This window comes from Marmoricola sp. Leaf446 (assembly GCF_001424755.1).
Lineage (GTDB): Bacteria > Actinomycetota > Actinomycetes > Propionibacteriales > Nocardioidaceae > Marmoricola.
In genome coordinates this window covers 37412-53244 of record NZ_LMRF01000002.1, presented here as the reverse complement: position 1 = coordinate 53244, position 15833 = coordinate 37412, and the positions used below count along the sequence as shown (strand labels likewise).

Here is a 15833-nt window from a genome sequence, read left to right as displayed (position 1 = left end):
GTGCCCCCACCACCGGTGCGTCACCATGGCCCCGTGAGCGCCACCACCCAGGACCGCACCCGCCAGGTCGTGACCACCCTCGCCGAGGTGTTCTGCGTGCTCGGCACCCTCGTCGGCGTCGGTGTGCTCGGCACCCGCGTCGCCGAGTCCTCGGGTGGCGCGCTGTCGGCGGACGCCACGCTGCTGGCCCCGGACGGCCCGGCGTTCTCGATCTGGTCGGTCGTGTACGCCGGCCTCGCGGCGTACACCGTCTGGCAGTGGCTGCCCGGTCGCGCCACCGACCCGCGGCTGCGCTCGATCGGCTGGCTGGCCGCCGCCTCGATGGTGCTCAACGCGACCTGGCTGCTCGTCACCCAGCAGGGCTGGATCTGGGTCAGCGTCGTGGTCATCCTCGCGCTGGTGGTCGTGCTCGGCCTGCTCGTGCGGCGGCTCACCGCCCGTCCCGCCCGCGGCCTCGCCGAGCGGGTGGTCGTCGACGGCACGTTCGGGCTCTACCTCGGCTGGGTCTGCGTCGCGGTCTGCGCCAACGTCACCGCCGCGCTGGTCGACAGCGGCGTCGAGCCGTCGACGGTCGTGGCCGAGACCGCCGCGGTGGTCGTGCTCGCCGTGGTCGCGGTCCTCGGCGTCGTGCTCGCCCGCCGCCTCGGTGCCCGCTGGTCGGTCGCCGCCGCCAGCGCCTGGGGCCTGGCCTGGATCGCCGTCGGCCGCACCCAGTCCACCCCGGAGTCCACCGCCACCGCCGTCGCCGCCCTCGCAGCAGCGATCGTCACGGTCGGCGCGGTCGTCCAGGCCCGCCGGTCGGGCACGGTCGCGCACCCCTAGACCGCCGAGCGGGCACTTCTGCTGGCAGCCGGCTGCACCCCTGCCCGGTCGGCGACTCCTGGGTGAGCACAACTGCCCGGTCGGCGTCCTGACGCGTACGACGACTGCCCGGTCGGCGTCCTGACGCGTACGACGACTGCCCGGTCGGGGGCTAGGGCGGGTCGGAGCCCCGGGACTCCTCCTGCTCGACCAGCTCGGCGAGGTCCTTGAGGCGACCCAGGCCCTGGACGGGCCGGGCCATCCGGTGGTTGGTGGCGAGCTCCTCGCGGTGGCGGTCGAGGAACCACCAGTAGCCGGCCGTGAAGGGACAGGCGTCCTCGCCCACCCGGACGGTCGGCTTGAGCTCGCAGGAGCCGCAGTGGTCGGACATCTTGTTGATGTAGGCGCCGCCGGAGGTGTAGGGCTTGGTGGCCAGCACCCCGCCGTCGGCGTGCTGCGACATCCCGACCACGTTGGGCACCATCACCCAGTCGTAGCCGTCGACGAAGGCGCGGTGAAACCAGTCGGTCAGCTCCTGCGGCGCCCAGCCGCGCTGCAGGCCGTAGGAGCCGAGCACCATCAGCCGCGGGATGTGGTGCACCCAGCCGCGCTCGGCGACGCCGTCGAGGGTGTGGGACAGGCAGCGCGCGCGGGTGGCCGCGCCGTCGAGCTGGGCGAACCAGTCGGGCAGCCGGCGCCGGTGCTGCAGGTGGTTGCGGGTGCGGTAGTCGGGGCCGAGGTGCCAGTAGAGGTGCCAGACGTAGTCGCGCCAGCCCATCACCTGCCGGACGAACCCCTCCACGGAGGCGAGCGGGGCGTCACCGGAGCGGTAGACCTCCTCCGCCCGGCGTACGACGTCCAGCGGGTCGAGCAGCCCGAGGTTCATCGGCGCCGACAGCACCGAGTGCGACATCCACGGGTCGCCCTCGAGGATCGCGTCCTCGTGGGCGCCGAAGGTCGCCAGCCGGTGGGACAGGAAGTGGTCGAGCACCGACTCGGCCTCGGCGTGCGTCGCCGCGAACAGCCGCGGACCGTCACGGCCGATGAAGGACACGTCGCCGTCGGCCTCCCAGCGGTCGAGGTCGGCGCGCACCTGCGCGTCGATCTCGTCCTCCTCGGGCCACGGCGGCGGGTCGACGCCGAGGGTGGTGGCGCCCTTCGGCGGGGGCTCGCGGTTCTCGTGGTCGAGGTTCCACCGGCCGCCCTCGGGGTCGGCCGAGGAGCCCTCAAGCAGCACGCCGTGGCGCCGCCGCGCGTCGCGGTAGAAGTCCTCCATCAGCAGCCGCTTGCCGTCGCGGCCCTCGGCCCACCCGGCGAAGTCCTCCTGGGTGGTGACGAAGCCGCGGGCGGGCAGCCGCTCGATGTCGCGGGGACGGTCGGGGTCCTCGACGAGCCGGTCGACCAGCCCCCGTGCGGCGTACGACGTGGGGGCGACCACCTGGAGGTCGCGGGTGCGCCGACCGAGCCCCTCGACGTAGGTGCCGGACTGCACGTAGCGGACCCGGTCGCCGAGCTCGGCCGCCCGGTGACGCATCGCCGAGAGGATCAGGTGGGCCTTGGCCCGGTGGTAGCGCTTGCGGGCGAAGACCCGCCGCGACTCGATCATCACGAAGTCGCCGTCGTGGTCCTCGGCGAAGTGGGGACCGAGCTGGTCGCCGAAGAGCCACCGCGTGGTCTGCTGCGCCACGGCCCTAGTCGACCTCAGCCCTGGGTGCGTTCCTGGGTGTGCTCCGGGGTGCGCTCACCCTCGGCGGAGTACCCGCCGCGCGCGGCCGACAAACGGCGGCGGCTCTCGCCGGCCTGCCGCTCGCGCCGCAGCATCTCCCGCGGGTCGTCGAACCGCTTGCTGCGGCGCTTGTCCGGGGTCGCCTCGTGGTTCCACTGCACCGCCGCGGTGAGGGCGTCGTGGACGTTGCGCAGGTTCATCAGCAGGCCGCCGTACTCGCGCCACACCTCGGGCTCGAGCGAGGACTGCGAGAAGTCCTCGGTCATCCGGGCGAGCTCCTCGCCGAGCTCCTCGAGGCGGGGCACGTCCTCGGCGTCCACGGCGTCGGCCGTGCCGCGGGCGACCTCGCGCCAGCGCTCGCGGAACGACTCGTCCCAGTCGGTGCGGTTCTCGGCGCTGCGGGCGACGGTGCGCGCCATGCTCAGCGAGTCGGCCACGGCCTGCTCGAGCTGGTGGAGCACCTTGCGCAGCTCGCGGACGCCGGTGGGCTGGGAGCGCCGGGGGTTCATCCGCCCGCTCTCCTTGGCCTGCCACAGCAATCGCCAGGCCTGGTCGATGTGGACGTCGACCTTGCGGATGGCGCGGATCCAGGCCTTGACGTCGTGGGGGTCGAGGTCGGCGCCGATGCCGCCGGCGACGTCGCGCAGCACCGCGCCCAACTCGCCGGGCAGGTGCTCGGCCTGCGACCACGCGGCGCGGTCGCGCAGCGGCGGCCACACCACCAGGTTGACGGCCAGGCCCACCGCGACGCCGAGCGCGGTGTCGATGAGCCGGCTGGCCAGCAGGTCGGTCTGGGCGATCGACCCGGTCGCGATCACCACCAGCCCGGTGGTGGCGATGGTGCCGGCCTCCTCCTTGACCCAGCGCAGCTGGCCGATGAGGTAGCCCACGAGGATCACCAGGCCGATCGACCAGGGGCCGGTGCCGATGGTGATGCCCAGGCCGAACGCCAGGAACACCGCGAAGAAGGTCGCGGCCACCTGCTGGGAGCCGCGCGAGACGGTCTTGTAGACGGTCTCGTGGACCACCAGCACCGCGGCCCAGGGGGCCAGGAACGCCTGGTCGAGGTCGAAGACCCCGGCCATCCACCAGGCCAGCCCACCGGCCAGCGCCGTCTTCACCGTCTGCACGAGGTCGACTACACGCACCGGGTCCACGCGCTCCACGAAGCGGCGTGCACGGTCACGCGGCCGACGTCCCTCCCTGAACGTCACCACCCGGTGACCGTAACCCCCCGGGCCCACCCCCGCGGCCTTCCCGTCCGGTCGGGCAGGTGGACGACGCCCGGGTGGCGGGCGCGGGCACGGGCGTACGCAGGGTTTGTCGATCCTCGTCTGTGCCGTGCGTCACTGCCACGCCTAGCGTCGCGACGTCAGCCCCCGGTCGCTCCGTCGCCCCGGGATCCGCACCCAGCCAGGAGGCATCCCCCCATGCAGGTAGACGAGCTGCTCAAGCCGTTCCCGATCAAGGAGTTCCACCCGTTCCCGCGCGCCCTGATGGGTCCCGGCGCCCACGAGATGATCGGCCCGGAGGCCCTCAAGCTGGGCTTCAAGAAGACGCTGGTGATGACCTCGGGCCTGCGCGGCACCGACATCGTGAACAAGATCGTGGAGTCGATGCGCTACCACGGCCTCGAGGTCGTGGTCTACGACAAGGTCGAGTCCAACCCCAAGGACTACAACGTCATGGACTCGGTGGCGCTCTACCAGGAGAACGCCTGCGACTCCTTCGTCTCCATCGGCGGTGGCTCCTCGCACGACGCCTGCAAGGGCGCCCGCGTCTCGGTGGCCCACGACGGCCGCAACGTCAACGAGTTCGAGGGCTTCAACATGTCCGAGAACCCGAAGAACCCGCCGCACATCGCGGTCTCCACCACGGCCGGCACCGGCTCGGAGACCTCGTGGGCCTACGTCATCACCGACACCACGACCGACCCCGAGAACCCGCACAAGTACGTCGCCTTCGACGACGCCTCGGTGACCAGCCTGGCCATCGACGACCCGGTGCTCTACTTCGACTGCCCGGTCGACTACACCGCCCAGTGCGGCTTCGACGTGCTCGCCCACGCCTCCGAGCCCTACGTCTCGCGGCTGGACTTCCAGCCCTCGCTGGGCAACGCCCTGCACGCCATCAAGCTCACCAACCAGCACCTGCGCGCGGCGGTGTGGAACGGCCAGGACCTCGCCGGTCGCGAGGGGATGATGTACGCGCAGTACATCGCCGCCCAGGCCTTCAACTCCGGCGGCCTCGGCATCATCCACTCCATCAGCCACGCGGTGTCGGCGTTCTACGACACCCACCACGGGCTCAACAACGCCATCGCGCTGCCGCGGGTGTGGGCCTTCAACATGCCGGCGCAGTACAAGCGCTTCGCCGACATCGCCCGGGCGATGGACATCGACACCCACGGCATGACCGACGTGCAGGCCGCCGAGGCCGCGCTGGCCGCCTCGATCAGGCTGCTGCGCGACGTCGGGATCACCGAGCGCTTCACCGAGATCACCAGCGACACCTACTCCAAGAACCGCCTGGGCACCGGCCCGACCAAGTTCTACGAGGACTCCAAGGTGATCACCGGCGACGACGCCGACGTGGACCGCATCACCAACCACGTCCTGGGCGACGCCTGCACGCCGGGCAACGCCAAGGAGTGCACCTTCGAGACGGTCCGCCCCGTGGTGGACCACTGCATGAACGGCGACCTGGACGACCTGCTCGCCTGACCCCCCTCGTCGGTCGGGTCCACCCACCCGCCGGGTGGGCCCGACCGACCACCAGCACCCCCACCCCGACGTACGCGCAAAGGACCCCCGTGGCCGACACCGCCGCCCCCGCCGCCGACTTCGCGAGCGTCACCGACACTCTCGAGCGCTTCGCCGACGCGGGCTACTTCGCCGACGAGCGCCTCGCCACCACGGTCTTCCTGCAGACCCGGCTCGACAAGCCGGTGCTGCTCGAGGGCCCCGCCGGCGTCGGCAAGACCCAGCTCGCGGCCAGCCTGGCCGCGGTCACCGGCCGCCGGCTGCTGCGGCTGCAGTGCTACGAGGGCCAGGACGAGACCAAGGCGCTCTACGAGTGGGACTACGGCAAGCAGATGCTGTACACCCAGATCCTGCGCGAGAAGATCGGCCAGGTCGTCGAGGACGCCGCCGACCTCACCGAGGCCGTGGACCGGATCAGCCGCCAGGACAGCGTCTTCTTCTCCGAGCGCTTCCTCGCCCCCCGCCCGCTGCTGGAGGCGATCTCCTCCGAGGACCCCGTGGTGCTGCTCATCGACGAGGTCGACCGCGCCGACGAGGCGCTCGAGGCGGTGCTGCTCGAGCTGCTCTCGGAGTACCAGATCTCCATCCCCGAGATCGGCACCGTCCGCGCCAAGCACCTGCCGTACGTCGTCCTGACCTCCAACAACACCCGCGACCTGTCCGCGGCGCTGAAGCGCCGCTGCCTGCACCTGTTCCTCGACTACCCCGCCGCCGAGCGCGAGCTGGCGATCATCCGCTCCAAGGACACCGGGCTCGCGGAGAGCCTCGCCGTCCGGCTGGTCGACATCGTGCGCGGCCTGCGCGAGCTGGAGCTGCGCAAGGCGCCGAGCATCTCCGAGACCGTCGACTGGGCCCGCACCCTGGCCGTGCTCGGCGTCGAGGAGCTCACCGCCGACGTGCTGACCTCCACGCTCAACGTCGTCGTGAAGTACGAGCGCGACCTCGACAAGGCGCGCCGGGCCATCCCCCACCTGGTCGACCCCAACCGCACCGTCCCCGACAGCCTCGGTGGGCACGGCCACGGTCACGGGCACGGGCACGGCCACGGGCACGACGGGGACCACGACCACGACGAGCCCGAGGCGCCGCCGCGGGCCCCCGCCGCCCCGCTCGACGACGGCGACGTCGACGGCCGGGCCAAGCGGGCCGCCAAGGACCGGCCCGGGCGCCACGACGGCGCCTACGGCGGGGTCGGCGGCAGCTCCGACGACGGCCGCGCCGGCGAGGGCAAGCGGGTCAGCGCCGCCCAGGGCCAGCGCTCCTTCGCCGCCCGGTCGGCGCGCAAGCGCCCGGTCTAGGAGGACGGCGTGGAGGGCGCGGTCCACCGCTTCATCCGGCTGCTGCGGCTGCACGGGCTGCGGGTCAGCACCGCCGAGGCGGTCGACGCGATGCACGCCGTCGCGCAGCCGAGCGTCCTCGAGGACCGCACCGTGCTGAGGTCGGCGCTCGCGGTCAGCCTGGTCAAGGACCGGCGCGACCTGGCCACCTTCGAGACCGTCTTCGACCGGTTCTTCGGGCTGCAGGCGGTGGTGCCGCCCGAGGACGACAGCGCCCACGGCCACTCCCACGACGACCTCTCCGACGAGGGCGAGCTGGAGCAGTTCACGCTCTCCGAGGAGCCGGGCGACGTGCCGGAGGACGGCCACTCGCACGGCAAGCCCGACGACATCAAGGAGTTCTTCCGCCCCGAGGACATGGCCCAGCAGTACAACCTGCACCAGGAGGCCAACAAGATCGACATCGCGGCGCTGACCGACGAGATCGTGCTCTCCAACGACACCGAGGGCAGTGCCGGCGAGGCCGCGCGCGTGCAGATCAGCACCAGTCGGATGCACAACCCCGGCAACCCGGGCGACCTGGTGAGCAAGCCCGGCATGCAGCTGGAGACCGAGCTCTCGGTGGCGCAGGAGATGGCGCTGCTCGCGTGGCTCGACGAGACCGCGCCCGACGACTCGCTGGTCGACGAGGTGCGCGAGGCCGAGACGCTCGAGGCGCTGCGCCAGGCGCTCGCGCCGTTCCTGGAGCAGCTGCCCGAGAAGCTCAAGCAGCACCTCGAGCAGCTGATGTCGATGGAGCGCGAGCTGGAGGAGCGCGAGTTCGAGCAGGCCCAGGCCGAGACCATCGACGAGACCGAGCGCGCGCAGCTGGAGGAGGCGATCCGGCGTCTGGTCAAGAGCCTGCACGGCGCCCCCCGCCCCCGCCGCAAGGCCGCCGCCCGGGGCACCGTCGACGGCGCCCGGACGATGCGGGCCAACATGAAGTACGACGGGGTGCCCTTCCGCCCCGTCACCGTCAGCAAGGTCGAGGACCGGCCGCGGCTGCTGGTGCTGTGCGACGTCTCGCTGTCGGTGCGCTCGGCGGCCCGCTTCACGCTCCACCTCGTGCACTCGCTGCAGTCGATCACCTCCTCGGTGCGCACCTTCGCCTTCGTCTCCGACCTCGTCGAGATCACCGACCTCTTCGCCGAGCACCGCACCGAGGAGGCGCTCTCGCTGGTGCTGGCCGGGCTGCCGGCCAACGGGGTGCTCGACGTCGACGCCGACTCCGACTACGGCCACGCGTTCGGCGAGTTCCTGGAGCGCTTCGGGTCCGCGGTCAACCGGCGTACGACGCTGGTGGTGCTCGGCGACGGGCGCAGCAACGGGCGCGACCCCGGCCTGCCCGCCTTCGCCGAGCTGAGCCGGCGGGCGCGGGAGACGGTGTGGCTGACGCCCGAGCCGCGCTACTCCTGGGGGCTGGGGCGGTGCGACCTGCCGGCGTACGAGGAGTACTGCAGCCGCGTCCAGGTCGTCCGCAACCTCAGCGGCCTCGACCGGGCCACCATCGCGGCCACGCCCGGGTCGCGATGAGCGCGGCCCACGTCGGCGAGCCCGGCGGGGCGACGCTGCCGCCGATCGACCCGCTCGGGCCGGCGGGACCCGGCGGCTGGTACGTCGACGACCTGGTGCGTGTCCGCGCCGTCGGGGCGCTGCGGCAGTGGAGCCGCGACAGCGTGCGCACCGAGCACTTCGACGTCAGGCACGTCGGGATGCGGGTGCACGTCGACCACTGGGTGCCGGCGTCGAGGATCGACGACGACCTCGCCGGGCTGCTCGCCGACGAGCTGTTCACCCCCGGCTGGCTGCGCGGCACCGAGCTGTTCGAACGCGTCTTCACCGGCGTGGTCCGCAGCGCCACGAGCGACCCGCTGGAGAGCTGGCTGCTGTTCTACCGCAACAGCCTGGTGGCGATCGCGCGCGAGGTCGCCGGCGACGGGTCGGCGTCGACCGCGGTCACCGCGTCGGGTCACGGCACGATCGCGGGCTACGCGCCGGTCTACGACCACGCCGAGCGGCTGCTGGCCGACGGGTCGGTGCTGGAGCTGGGGTCCTGCTTCGGCTTCCTGTCGCTGCGCCTGGCCGGCGGGGGGCGCCGGGTGACGGCCTCGGACGTGTCGGCCGGGACGATGCGGCTGCTGGCCACGACGGCGCCCCTGCTCGGCGTACGGCTGGAGACGCGGGTGGCCGACGCGGCCCGCTTACCCGCCCCCGACCGCAGCGCCGACACCGTGCTGGCGCTGCACCTGCTCGAGCACCTCGACCCCGCGCACGGCGACCGGGTGGTGGCCGAGGCGGTCCGGCTGGCCCGGCGCCGGGTCGTGGTCGCCGTGCCCCTGGAGGACGTCGCCGACGAGACCTGGGGCCACGTCCGCACCGTCACCCTCGACCACCTCCGCGCCTGGGGCCAGTCGACCGGCCTGCCGTACGAGGTCCACGAGCACCACGGCGGCTGGCTCGTCGTCGAGACCGGGTGAGCGACGACCCCGCGAGGCTCACCTCCGGCGGCGACTCGGCAGCCTTTCCCTCACCTTGGCAGGCGTCGCAACACCCGCCCAGCACCAGATTCCCCGGACGTCCGGGGAACCAGAAGCGCTACCCCGCGACGTACGGGATCGTCTGGGGACCCTCGGGCAGAACGCAGACGCGCGAGTCGGGGCCGGCGTCGTGGAGGGCGCGCAGCACGGTCTCGGCGACGTCGTCGGTGTGGCCGAGGTGGGCGGTGGCGAGGTCGGGCGCGGAGAGGTACGCCGAGTGCACGACCACGTCGGCGTGGGCCTGCACCTTGGCCTGCACCTGCACCTGCCACTGGTCGGGGACGGTGCGCTCGCGCGCGGCGATGGTGGCCAGCAGCGCCTCCGGGGAGGACTCCGAGGCGAGCACCTCGCGGTAGGAGCCGTGGTCGGGGAAGCCGTCGCGGCACTCGGCGGCGCACACGATGGTCCCGCCGGGGCGCACGACGGTCATGCCGGCCGACATCCCCTTCACCGCCTGGTAGAGGTTCTGGTCGAGCGGGTAGCCCGCGTTGGTCGTCACCACGACGTCGAACAGCGACGGCACCGGCTGCATCGCCAGGCGCTGCGAGGCCTCGCGCGCCGCGGCGTGCATCTCCGGGAGCGAGCCACCGAAGGCCTGCACGATCCGCTGCTCGCGGTTGAGCACCACGTCGAGCCCGAAGTCGACACCACCGACGGCCGCGACGACCGCGCGGATGTCGTCGTGGACCGGGTTGCCCTCGATCACCGCCCAAGTGGCGCGCGGGTCGCCGATGCGGGCGGCGTCGTGCAGCGTCAGGACCGTCTCGAGCCCCGCCAGACCGGGGGCGACCAGCTTGGGCCCACCGCTGAAGCCGGCGAAGAAGTGCGGCTCGACGAAGCCGGTGGTGATGCGGACGTCGGCCTCCACCCACTCGCGGTTCAGGAACACCGGTACGCCGCGTCCGTGCCGGCCGAGCCACACCAGCGAGGCGTCGTCGCGGGCGTCGTGGTTGACCACGCGCACCTGGTCGGCGACGTCGCCGAGCATGGCCCTGATCTCCTCGTCGGTGTTCCCACGGTGGGTGCCGGTCGCGACCAGCACGACCACGTCGTCGAGGTCGACGACGCCCTCGAGCTCGTCGAGCACGGCGGGGATCATCAGGTGGCGGGGCTGCGGGCGGGTGCCGTCGCACATCGAGATCGCCACCGTCTGACCCTTGCTCACCAGCTCGCGCAGTGGCGTGCCGGCCACGGGCTCGCGCAGGGCGCGACGCAGCAGGCCGCGCTGGTCGTCGGCCGCCTCGACGTAGGTCGGCTCGACCACGGTGGTGCGGTCGGCCGGCAGCTCGACGTCGAGGCCGGACTCGCCGTAGGCCAGGTGGACCGTGAGCGTCTGCCCAGGAGCTGGAGTCATGCCGTCACCCTGCCACGCACCGTCCCGGACCCCTCAGCCCAGCAGGCCGAGCTTGCCGCCCTCGTAGACCGCCTCGGCCCGGCTGGAGACCCCGAGCTTGCGCAGGATGTTGCCGACGTGGAACTTCGCGGTGGTCTCGGAGATGAACAGCTCGCGCCCGATGTCCCGGTTGGACATGCCGTGGGCGAGCAGCACGAGCACCTCCTCCTCGCGCTGGGTCAGCCGCGCCGAGTCGTCGACGGGCGGGGCGTTCAGCCCGCGCACCATGGCCGCGGCCGAGCGGGCGTCGAAGGCGCTCCCGCCGCGGGAGACGTCGCGGATGGCCTGGATCAGCGCCGAGGTGTCGACGTCCTTGACGACGTAGCCCTTGGCCCCGGCACGGATGGCGCGCAGCACCAGCTGGTCGTCGAGGAAGGTCGTCAGCACCAGCACGCCCAGGTCCGGGTGGGCCCGGGTGAGGTCGCCGCACAGCTCGATGCCCTCGCTGTCGGAGGACGAGGAGAGCTTGAGGTCCATCAGCACGATGTCGGGCCGGGTGCGCTCCACGGCGGTCTTGGCCTCGGCCGACGACGACGCCTCGGCCACCACGACGAGGTCGGGCTCGCGCTGCAGGATGGTCGTGAGCCCCTGGCGCACGATCGCGTGGTCGTCCACGAGCAGGATCGCGACCTGGCCGGCCGTCGCGGTGCCGGGCTCGTCGTGGTCGGGGCGGACCGGGGTGCCGATCATGAGACCTCCTCGTGGGGCGGGGACGGCCGCGGGGTGCGGCCCAGCTCGGTGACCGTGGCACCGGCGGGCACCACCGCGTCGGTCTCGTCGGGGTCCAGCGGCAGCCGCAGCTCGACGCGGATGCCGCCGATGCGGGCACGGCGAAAGGCCAGGCCGCCGCCCAGGTCCACGATGCGCGACTCGATGTTGGCCAGCCCGCGGTGGCGCCCGTCGGCGGTGCCGCACCGCTCCAGCTCGAGCAGCCGCCGCAGCGCCGACGGGTCGCCGGACCCGTCGTCGGAGACCGAGACCAGCAGCTCGTCGTCGCGGTAGCGCAGCAGCACCGCGGCGCGGCGCGCGCCGGCGTGGCTGACCACGTTGAACAGCGCCTCCCCGATGGCCCGGGCCAGCTCGTGGTCGGCGTGGGCCTGCAGCGGCCGCACCCGGCCGTGGGTGCGGACGCTGACCTCGAGCCGGCCGCGGTGGTGGGCCGCGACCTCGCGGGCGAGCTCGGGCAGGGTCGCCACCTCCTCGCCGTGGGGCTGGTGGAGGGCGAAGATCGCCCGCCGCAGCTGCTCGACCGCCTCGCCCGACAGGGTCTTGGCCGTGGCCAGCGCCGCCACCACGGAGGCGGCCGGATCCCCCAGCGCCTCGGCGTCGCCGCGCGCGATCTCGACCGACATGCCGGCGGAGAGGACGTACTGCGCCACGCTGTCGTGCAGCTCGCGCGCGATCCGGTGCCGCTCGGTGTCGAGCAGCTCGCGCTGCCGGGCGACCTGCAGCCGCTCCTGGGTGGCCCGGAGCTCCTCGGTGCGCACCGCGAGGTCGCGGCTCTGCGCCGTGGCCTCGTCGTAGAGCTGCTGGGCGCGCCGGTGCAGGGTCAGCCCGGCCTGGTACTGCTCGGAGGTGTGCAGCGACACCGCCGCCTGGTTGGCCAGGATGCGCAGCACCGACAGGTCGCCGGCCTCCGGCGGCGCCTCCAGGCCGTGGCGGGCCACCAGGCTGCCGATGCGCCGGCCGTCGAGGGTCATCGGCACCCAGACCCAGGCGTCGTCGTCGCGGGCCTCGGGGTGCCGACCCGTCCGCAGCGCCGCCAGCACCTCGCGCAGGTCGGCCGGCAGCGACCGTGCGTCGTCGACCACGACCCCGTCGGTGCCACAGGCCAGGAACCGCGGCCGGGCCCCGGTGAGGCTGTCGTCGGCCAGGGCCAGCAGCGTCCAGTGCGCGTCGAGGTGGGCCGCGGCGGCGCGCAGCACCTCCTCGAGCAGGCCGCGCGGCCCCTCGACGGTGCGGACCAGCGCCCGCGAGATCGAGTCCATCGCCACGACCGCCCGCTGCACCCGCTCGTCGGAGGCGACGTAGGCGCGGTAGTAGGACCCCTTGCCCGACCGGACCCCGGTCAGCCGCGCCAGGTCGGGTCGGGACCGCCTCGGGCGGGCGGGGGTCACGGCCCGACCCCGCTCACAGGGCGTCCATGAACAACCGGTGGACGTCGGCCTCGTCGGCCTCGCGGGGGTTGGTGGTCAGGCAGGCGTCGTCGAGGGCGGTGTGCGCCATCTGGCGCACGTCGGCCGCGGTGACGCCGAGGTCGGCGAGCCCGCGCGGCACCCCCACGTCGTCGGCCAGCCGGCGCACGTGGGCGGCCAGCATCTCGGCGGCCTCCTCGCCGGGGGCCGAGCCGACCTCGAGGCCGGCCGCCTGGGCGAGCGCGACGAACCGGTCGGGCGTGGCCCGGGCGTTGTAGCGGATCACGTGGGGCAGCAGCACCCCGTTGACCACCCCGTGCGGGGCGTCGAGCAGGCCCCCGACCTGGTGGCTCATCGCGTGGGTCGCGCCGAGGATCGCGTTGGTGAAGGCCAGCCCTGCCTGCAGGCTGGCCTGCGCCATCTTGGCGCGGGCGCGCTCCTCGCCGGGGCTGGTGATGGTGGTGCGCAGGTGGCCGCACACCAGCCGCACCGAGGACAGCGCGTGGATGTCGGCCAGCGGGTTGTGGGCCAGCGAGACGTAGGACTCGATGCCGTGGGTGAGCGCGTCGAGGCCGGTCGCGGCGTTGAGCGCCTCGGGCATCGTGGTCAGCAGCCGCGGGTCGGTCAGCGAGATGTCGGGCACCAGCGCCCGGCCCATCACGGTGATCTTCACCGAGCGCTCGGTGTCGGTGACGATGCAGAACTGCGAGACGTCGGCGCCGGTGCCCGAGGTGCTCGGGATCATCAGCATCGGCGGGATCGGCCGCGTCACCTGGTCGACGCCGGCGTAGTCCAGGATGTCGCCGTCGTTGCTGGACAGGATCGCGACGCCCTTGGCCGCGTCGATGGCCGAGCCGCCGCCGATCGCGATGATGACGTCGCAGCCGCGGTCGACGTACCACGCGTGGGCGGCCCGGACCTCGTGGTCCTTGGGGTTGGGGGTGAGGTCGTGCCAGACCTGGGGGTCCAGGCGCGCGTCCCGGAGGTGGCCGAGCAGCAGGTCGACCCACCCGGCCTCGATCACGCCCGGGTCGGTGACGACCAGCGGGCGCCGGGCACCCAGTCGGGCGGCCGCGAAGCCGGCCTCGGCCAGCGCACCCACGCCGAAGACGACCTCGGGGGCGTGGAACTTCACCACCGCACCGAGCGCGGCGTCGCCGTCGGGGTCGCGCGGCACCCCGGGACCGAGGTCGGCGGTGCTGGCGAGGAGGCTCACGACTGCGTCCAATCTGAGGTGGCGCCGAGGCTACCCCCGCACCCGGCGCCGGCGGGAGTGCTCGGTCAGCGTCCGGTCGGTGGGCTCGCCCGGCCGGTCGGGTCCGTCCCGGGCCGGGCCCGCCCACAGGCTAGGCGTGACCCCCGTCACGAGTCCCCCTCCGATCGGACGGGCCGCCCGGGCGTGGTCGCGCTGGCTAGCGTGGACCGGGTACGCCGTACCGCAGCCGACCGACCCCGTCGGTCACCGACCCCGGGAGGGACCCCCATGAGCGACCGGACCGAGCACGACGAGCAGGCACTGCAGCAGGAGAAGGTCGTGGAGATGATGCGCGGCGACCGGTTCTGCATGCTGACCTCGGTCGGCGACGAGGGGCGGCTGCAGTCGCACCCGATGACCCCGCAGGAGGTCACCGACGAGGGCGACGTGTGGTTCTTCATCGACACCACCAGCCACCACGCCGACAACATCCGGGCCGAGAAGCGGGTCAACCTCGCCTTCGCCGACGGCTCGACCTGGCTCTCGGTGGCCGGGCACGGCGACGTGCGCTCGGACCGCGCCAAGGTCGAGGAGCTGTGGAACCCGATGGTCGCGGCGTGGTTCCCCGACGGCAAGGACTCCCCGGAGGTCGGGCTGCTGCACGTCGAGACCGACTCCGCGCAGTACTGGGACAGCCCCGGCGGCGGCCGCGTCGCCAGCGCCCTGTCCTTCGTCAAGACCCGCATCACCGGAGGTCGTCCGGCCGGCACGTCGGAAACCGTGGACCTTTAAACCAAAGGGCACTACTCTCGTCTGGCCATCGCACCTCTCCCCCGGGATTCGCCGAGTCCTGCCCGTCCGGGGGAGACCCTCCGTCAGTCATGGGCAGGAGTGGGGGAACCACACGTTCCACGCAGCCGTCGCCAACCAGGCGTCGGGTGCTCGGGGTGAAGTCGCCGTGAGGCGGCGGAGCACTTTCCAGCTCCAACCCGACAGCTCACCTCACAGGCGTGGGAAAGGTCCTCATGTCCTCGCACGCCCTGCCGCGCCTGCACCACCCCCGCGCCCTCGCCCACCTGCTCCTGATGATGGTGCTCGCCGCCGGCCTCGTGCTGGCCGGCCCGGCGGGGGACGCCTCCGCCGCCACGACCACCAAGGTCCGCAACGCCACCAACGTCGCCCTGAACCAGAAGGGTGACCCCTACCGCTACGGCGCCACCGGCCCCAGCGCCTTCGACTGCTCCGGCCTCATCTACTACAGCTACCGCAAGGCCGGCATCTCGGTGCCGCGCACGTCGGGCCAGCAGGCCGCCCACACCCGTCGCATCGCCAAGAGCAACATGCGCCGCGGCGACCTGATGTTCTTCCACAACGGCGGCCGGGTCTACCACGCCGCGATCTTCCTGGGCTGGAAGGACGGCCGCGCGCAGCTGCTGCACTCCCCCCGCAGCGGCAGCCGCGTCCACGTCACCACCGCGTGGACGACACAGTGGTTCGGAGGCACGCTCCGGGGCTGAGCTGCGCCTACGCTCGGGCGCATGACCACCCAGCACCTCGGCCGGCCGCTCGACCTCGACGTCGCCGACGAGGAGCCGGGCGCGCGCACGCGGCTCGACGGCCTCTTCGAGGCCTCACCGGCCACCACCTCACGCACCTCCGCCGCGGCGGTCCTCGCGTTCGTCGCGGGGACCGCCGCAGCGCTGCTCTCCCCCTTCTCGCTGCACCTGGGCCTCGCCGTCGTGCTCGCCGCGGTGGCGCTGGTCGCCTCCGTGGTCGGGCTGGCCCGGGCCAGCCGTCCCGGCACCGCCGGCACCGTGCTCGCCTCCCTCGGCATGGTGGTGGCGCTGGCCACCGCGGCCGTCGTCGGGCTGCGGTACGCCGGGGTCGACACCGCCGTCGCGGACGGGCTCGGCCCGGCGCTGCGCGACGCCTCCGCTGCGCTGACCGCGCTGTTCCCGCAGCCCTGAC

14 protein-coding genes and 1 riboswitch are annotated in these 15833 nt (G+C 73.3%); of the genes, 8 read left to right on the top strand and 6 right to left on the bottom strand.

The features are described from left to right. Positions 1-33 precede the first annotated feature (33 nt). Positions 34-822 (top strand): hypothetical protein, encoded by a 789-nt coding sequence (locus ASG49_RS08365; protein WP_056540177.1) that lies wholly within the window; start codon positions 34-36, stop codon positions 820-822. Between the two features lie 151 nt (positions 823-973). On the opposite strand, the gene ASG49_RS08360 is transcribed toward ASG49_RS08365, so the two are convergent. Further along, on the bottom strand, positions 974-2488 hold the full coding sequence (locus tag ASG49_RS08360; RefSeq protein WP_056540174.1) for a cryptochrome/photolyase family protein: 1515 nt from the start codon (positions 2486-2488) through the stop codon (positions 974-976). Between the two features lie 14 nt (positions 2489-2502). Next, complete coding sequence (locus tag ASG49_RS08355; RefSeq protein ID WP_162244510.1) at positions 2503-3744, bottom strand: aromatic acid exporter family protein; 1242 nt, start codon at positions 3742-3744, stop codon at positions 2503-2505. Positions 3745-3957: 213 nt separating this feature from the next. Here ASG49_RS08355 and mdo point away from each other — a divergent pair, with 213 nt between their 5' ends. The 4 genes from mdo (at position 3958) to mftM (ending at position 9082) form a co-directional block, all read left to right on the top strand. Then, positions 3958-5250, top strand: a complete 1293-nt coding sequence (gene mdo / locus ASG49_RS08350; RefSeq protein WP_056540168.1) for an NDMA-dependent methanol dehydrogenase — start codon at positions 3958-3960, stop codon at positions 5248-5250. A gap of 89 nt (positions 5251-5339) precedes the next feature. After that, positions 5340-6587: a MoxR family ATPase gene (locus tag ASG49_RS08345; protein WP_056540166.1), complete on the top strand. Its 1248-nt coding sequence runs from the start codon at positions 5340-5342 to the stop codon at positions 6585-6587. A 9-nt stretch (positions 6588-6596) separates the two neighbouring features. Continuing rightward, on the top strand, positions 6597-8138 hold the full coding sequence (locus tag ASG49_RS08340; protein WP_056540163.1) for a VWA domain-containing protein: 1542 nt from the start codon (positions 6597-6599) through the stop codon (positions 8136-8138). After that, positions 8135-9082 (top strand): mycofactocin oligosaccharide methyltransferase MftM, encoded by a 948-nt coding sequence (gene mftM / locus ASG49_RS08335; protein WP_056540161.1) that lies wholly within the window; start codon positions 8135-8137, stop codon positions 9080-9082. Before ASG49_RS08340 ends, mftM begins: the two co-directional genes overlap by 4 nt. Positions 9083-9200: 118 nt before the next feature. Here the strand turns inward: mftM and larA are convergent, their stop codons facing one another. From larA to ASG49_RS08315, 4 genes are read right to left on the bottom strand one after another with little or no spacing between them, the layout of a single operon-like run. Continuing rightward, positions 9201-10496 carry a nickel-dependent lactate racemase gene (gene larA, locus ASG49_RS08330; RefSeq protein ID WP_056540159.1) on the bottom strand — a complete coding sequence of 432 codons (1296 nt, stop codon included), beginning with the start codon at positions 10494-10496 and terminating at the stop codon, positions 9201-9203. Between the two features lie 33 nt (positions 10497-10529). Continuing rightward, positions 10530-11225, bottom strand: coding sequence for a response regulator transcription factor (locus tag ASG49_RS08325; RefSeq protein ID WP_056540156.1), 696 nt, complete (start codon positions 11223-11225; stop codon positions 10530-10532). Then, positions 11222-12652 (bottom strand): sensor histidine kinase, encoded by a 1431-nt coding sequence (locus ASG49_RS08320; protein WP_082533954.1) that lies wholly within the window; start codon positions 12650-12652, stop codon positions 11222-11224. Before ASG49_RS08320 ends, ASG49_RS08325 begins: the two co-directional genes overlap by 4 nt. 13 nt (positions 12653-12665) lie before the next feature. Continuing rightward, positions 12666-13886, bottom strand: a complete 1221-nt coding sequence (locus tag ASG49_RS08315) for an iron-containing alcohol dehydrogenase (RefSeq protein WP_156384245.1) — start codon at positions 13884-13886, stop codon at positions 12666-12668. Positions 13887-14153: 267 nt separating this feature from the next. Here ASG49_RS08315 and ASG49_RS08310 point away from each other — a divergent pair, with 267 nt between their 5' ends. The 3 genes from ASG49_RS08310 to ASG49_RS08300 all read left to right on the top strand — a co-directional run bounded on the left by ASG49_RS08310 (position 14154) and on the right by ASG49_RS08300 (position 15832). Next, positions 14154-14657 carry a pyridoxamine 5'-phosphate oxidase family protein gene (locus ASG49_RS08310; RefSeq protein WP_056540153.1) on the top strand — a complete coding sequence of 168 codons (504 nt, stop codon included), beginning with the start codon at positions 14154-14156 and terminating at the stop codon, positions 14655-14657. Positions 14658-14696: 39 nt separating this feature from the next. Continuing rightward, positions 14697-14889, top strand: a riboswitch (cyclic di-AMP (ydaO/yuaA leader). A 1-nt stretch (position 14890) separates the two neighbouring features. Continuing rightward, positions 14891-15382 carry a C40 family peptidase gene (locus tag ASG49_RS08305; RefSeq protein ID WP_056540150.1) on the top strand — a complete coding sequence of 164 codons (492 nt, stop codon included), beginning with the start codon at positions 14891-14893 and terminating at the stop codon, positions 15380-15382. Positions 15383-15403: 21 nt separating this feature from the next. Then, positions 15404-15832, top strand: a complete 429-nt coding sequence (locus tag ASG49_RS08300; RefSeq protein WP_056540147.1) for a hypothetical protein — start codon at positions 15404-15406, stop codon at positions 15830-15832. Position 15833: the final 1 nt, after the last annotated feature.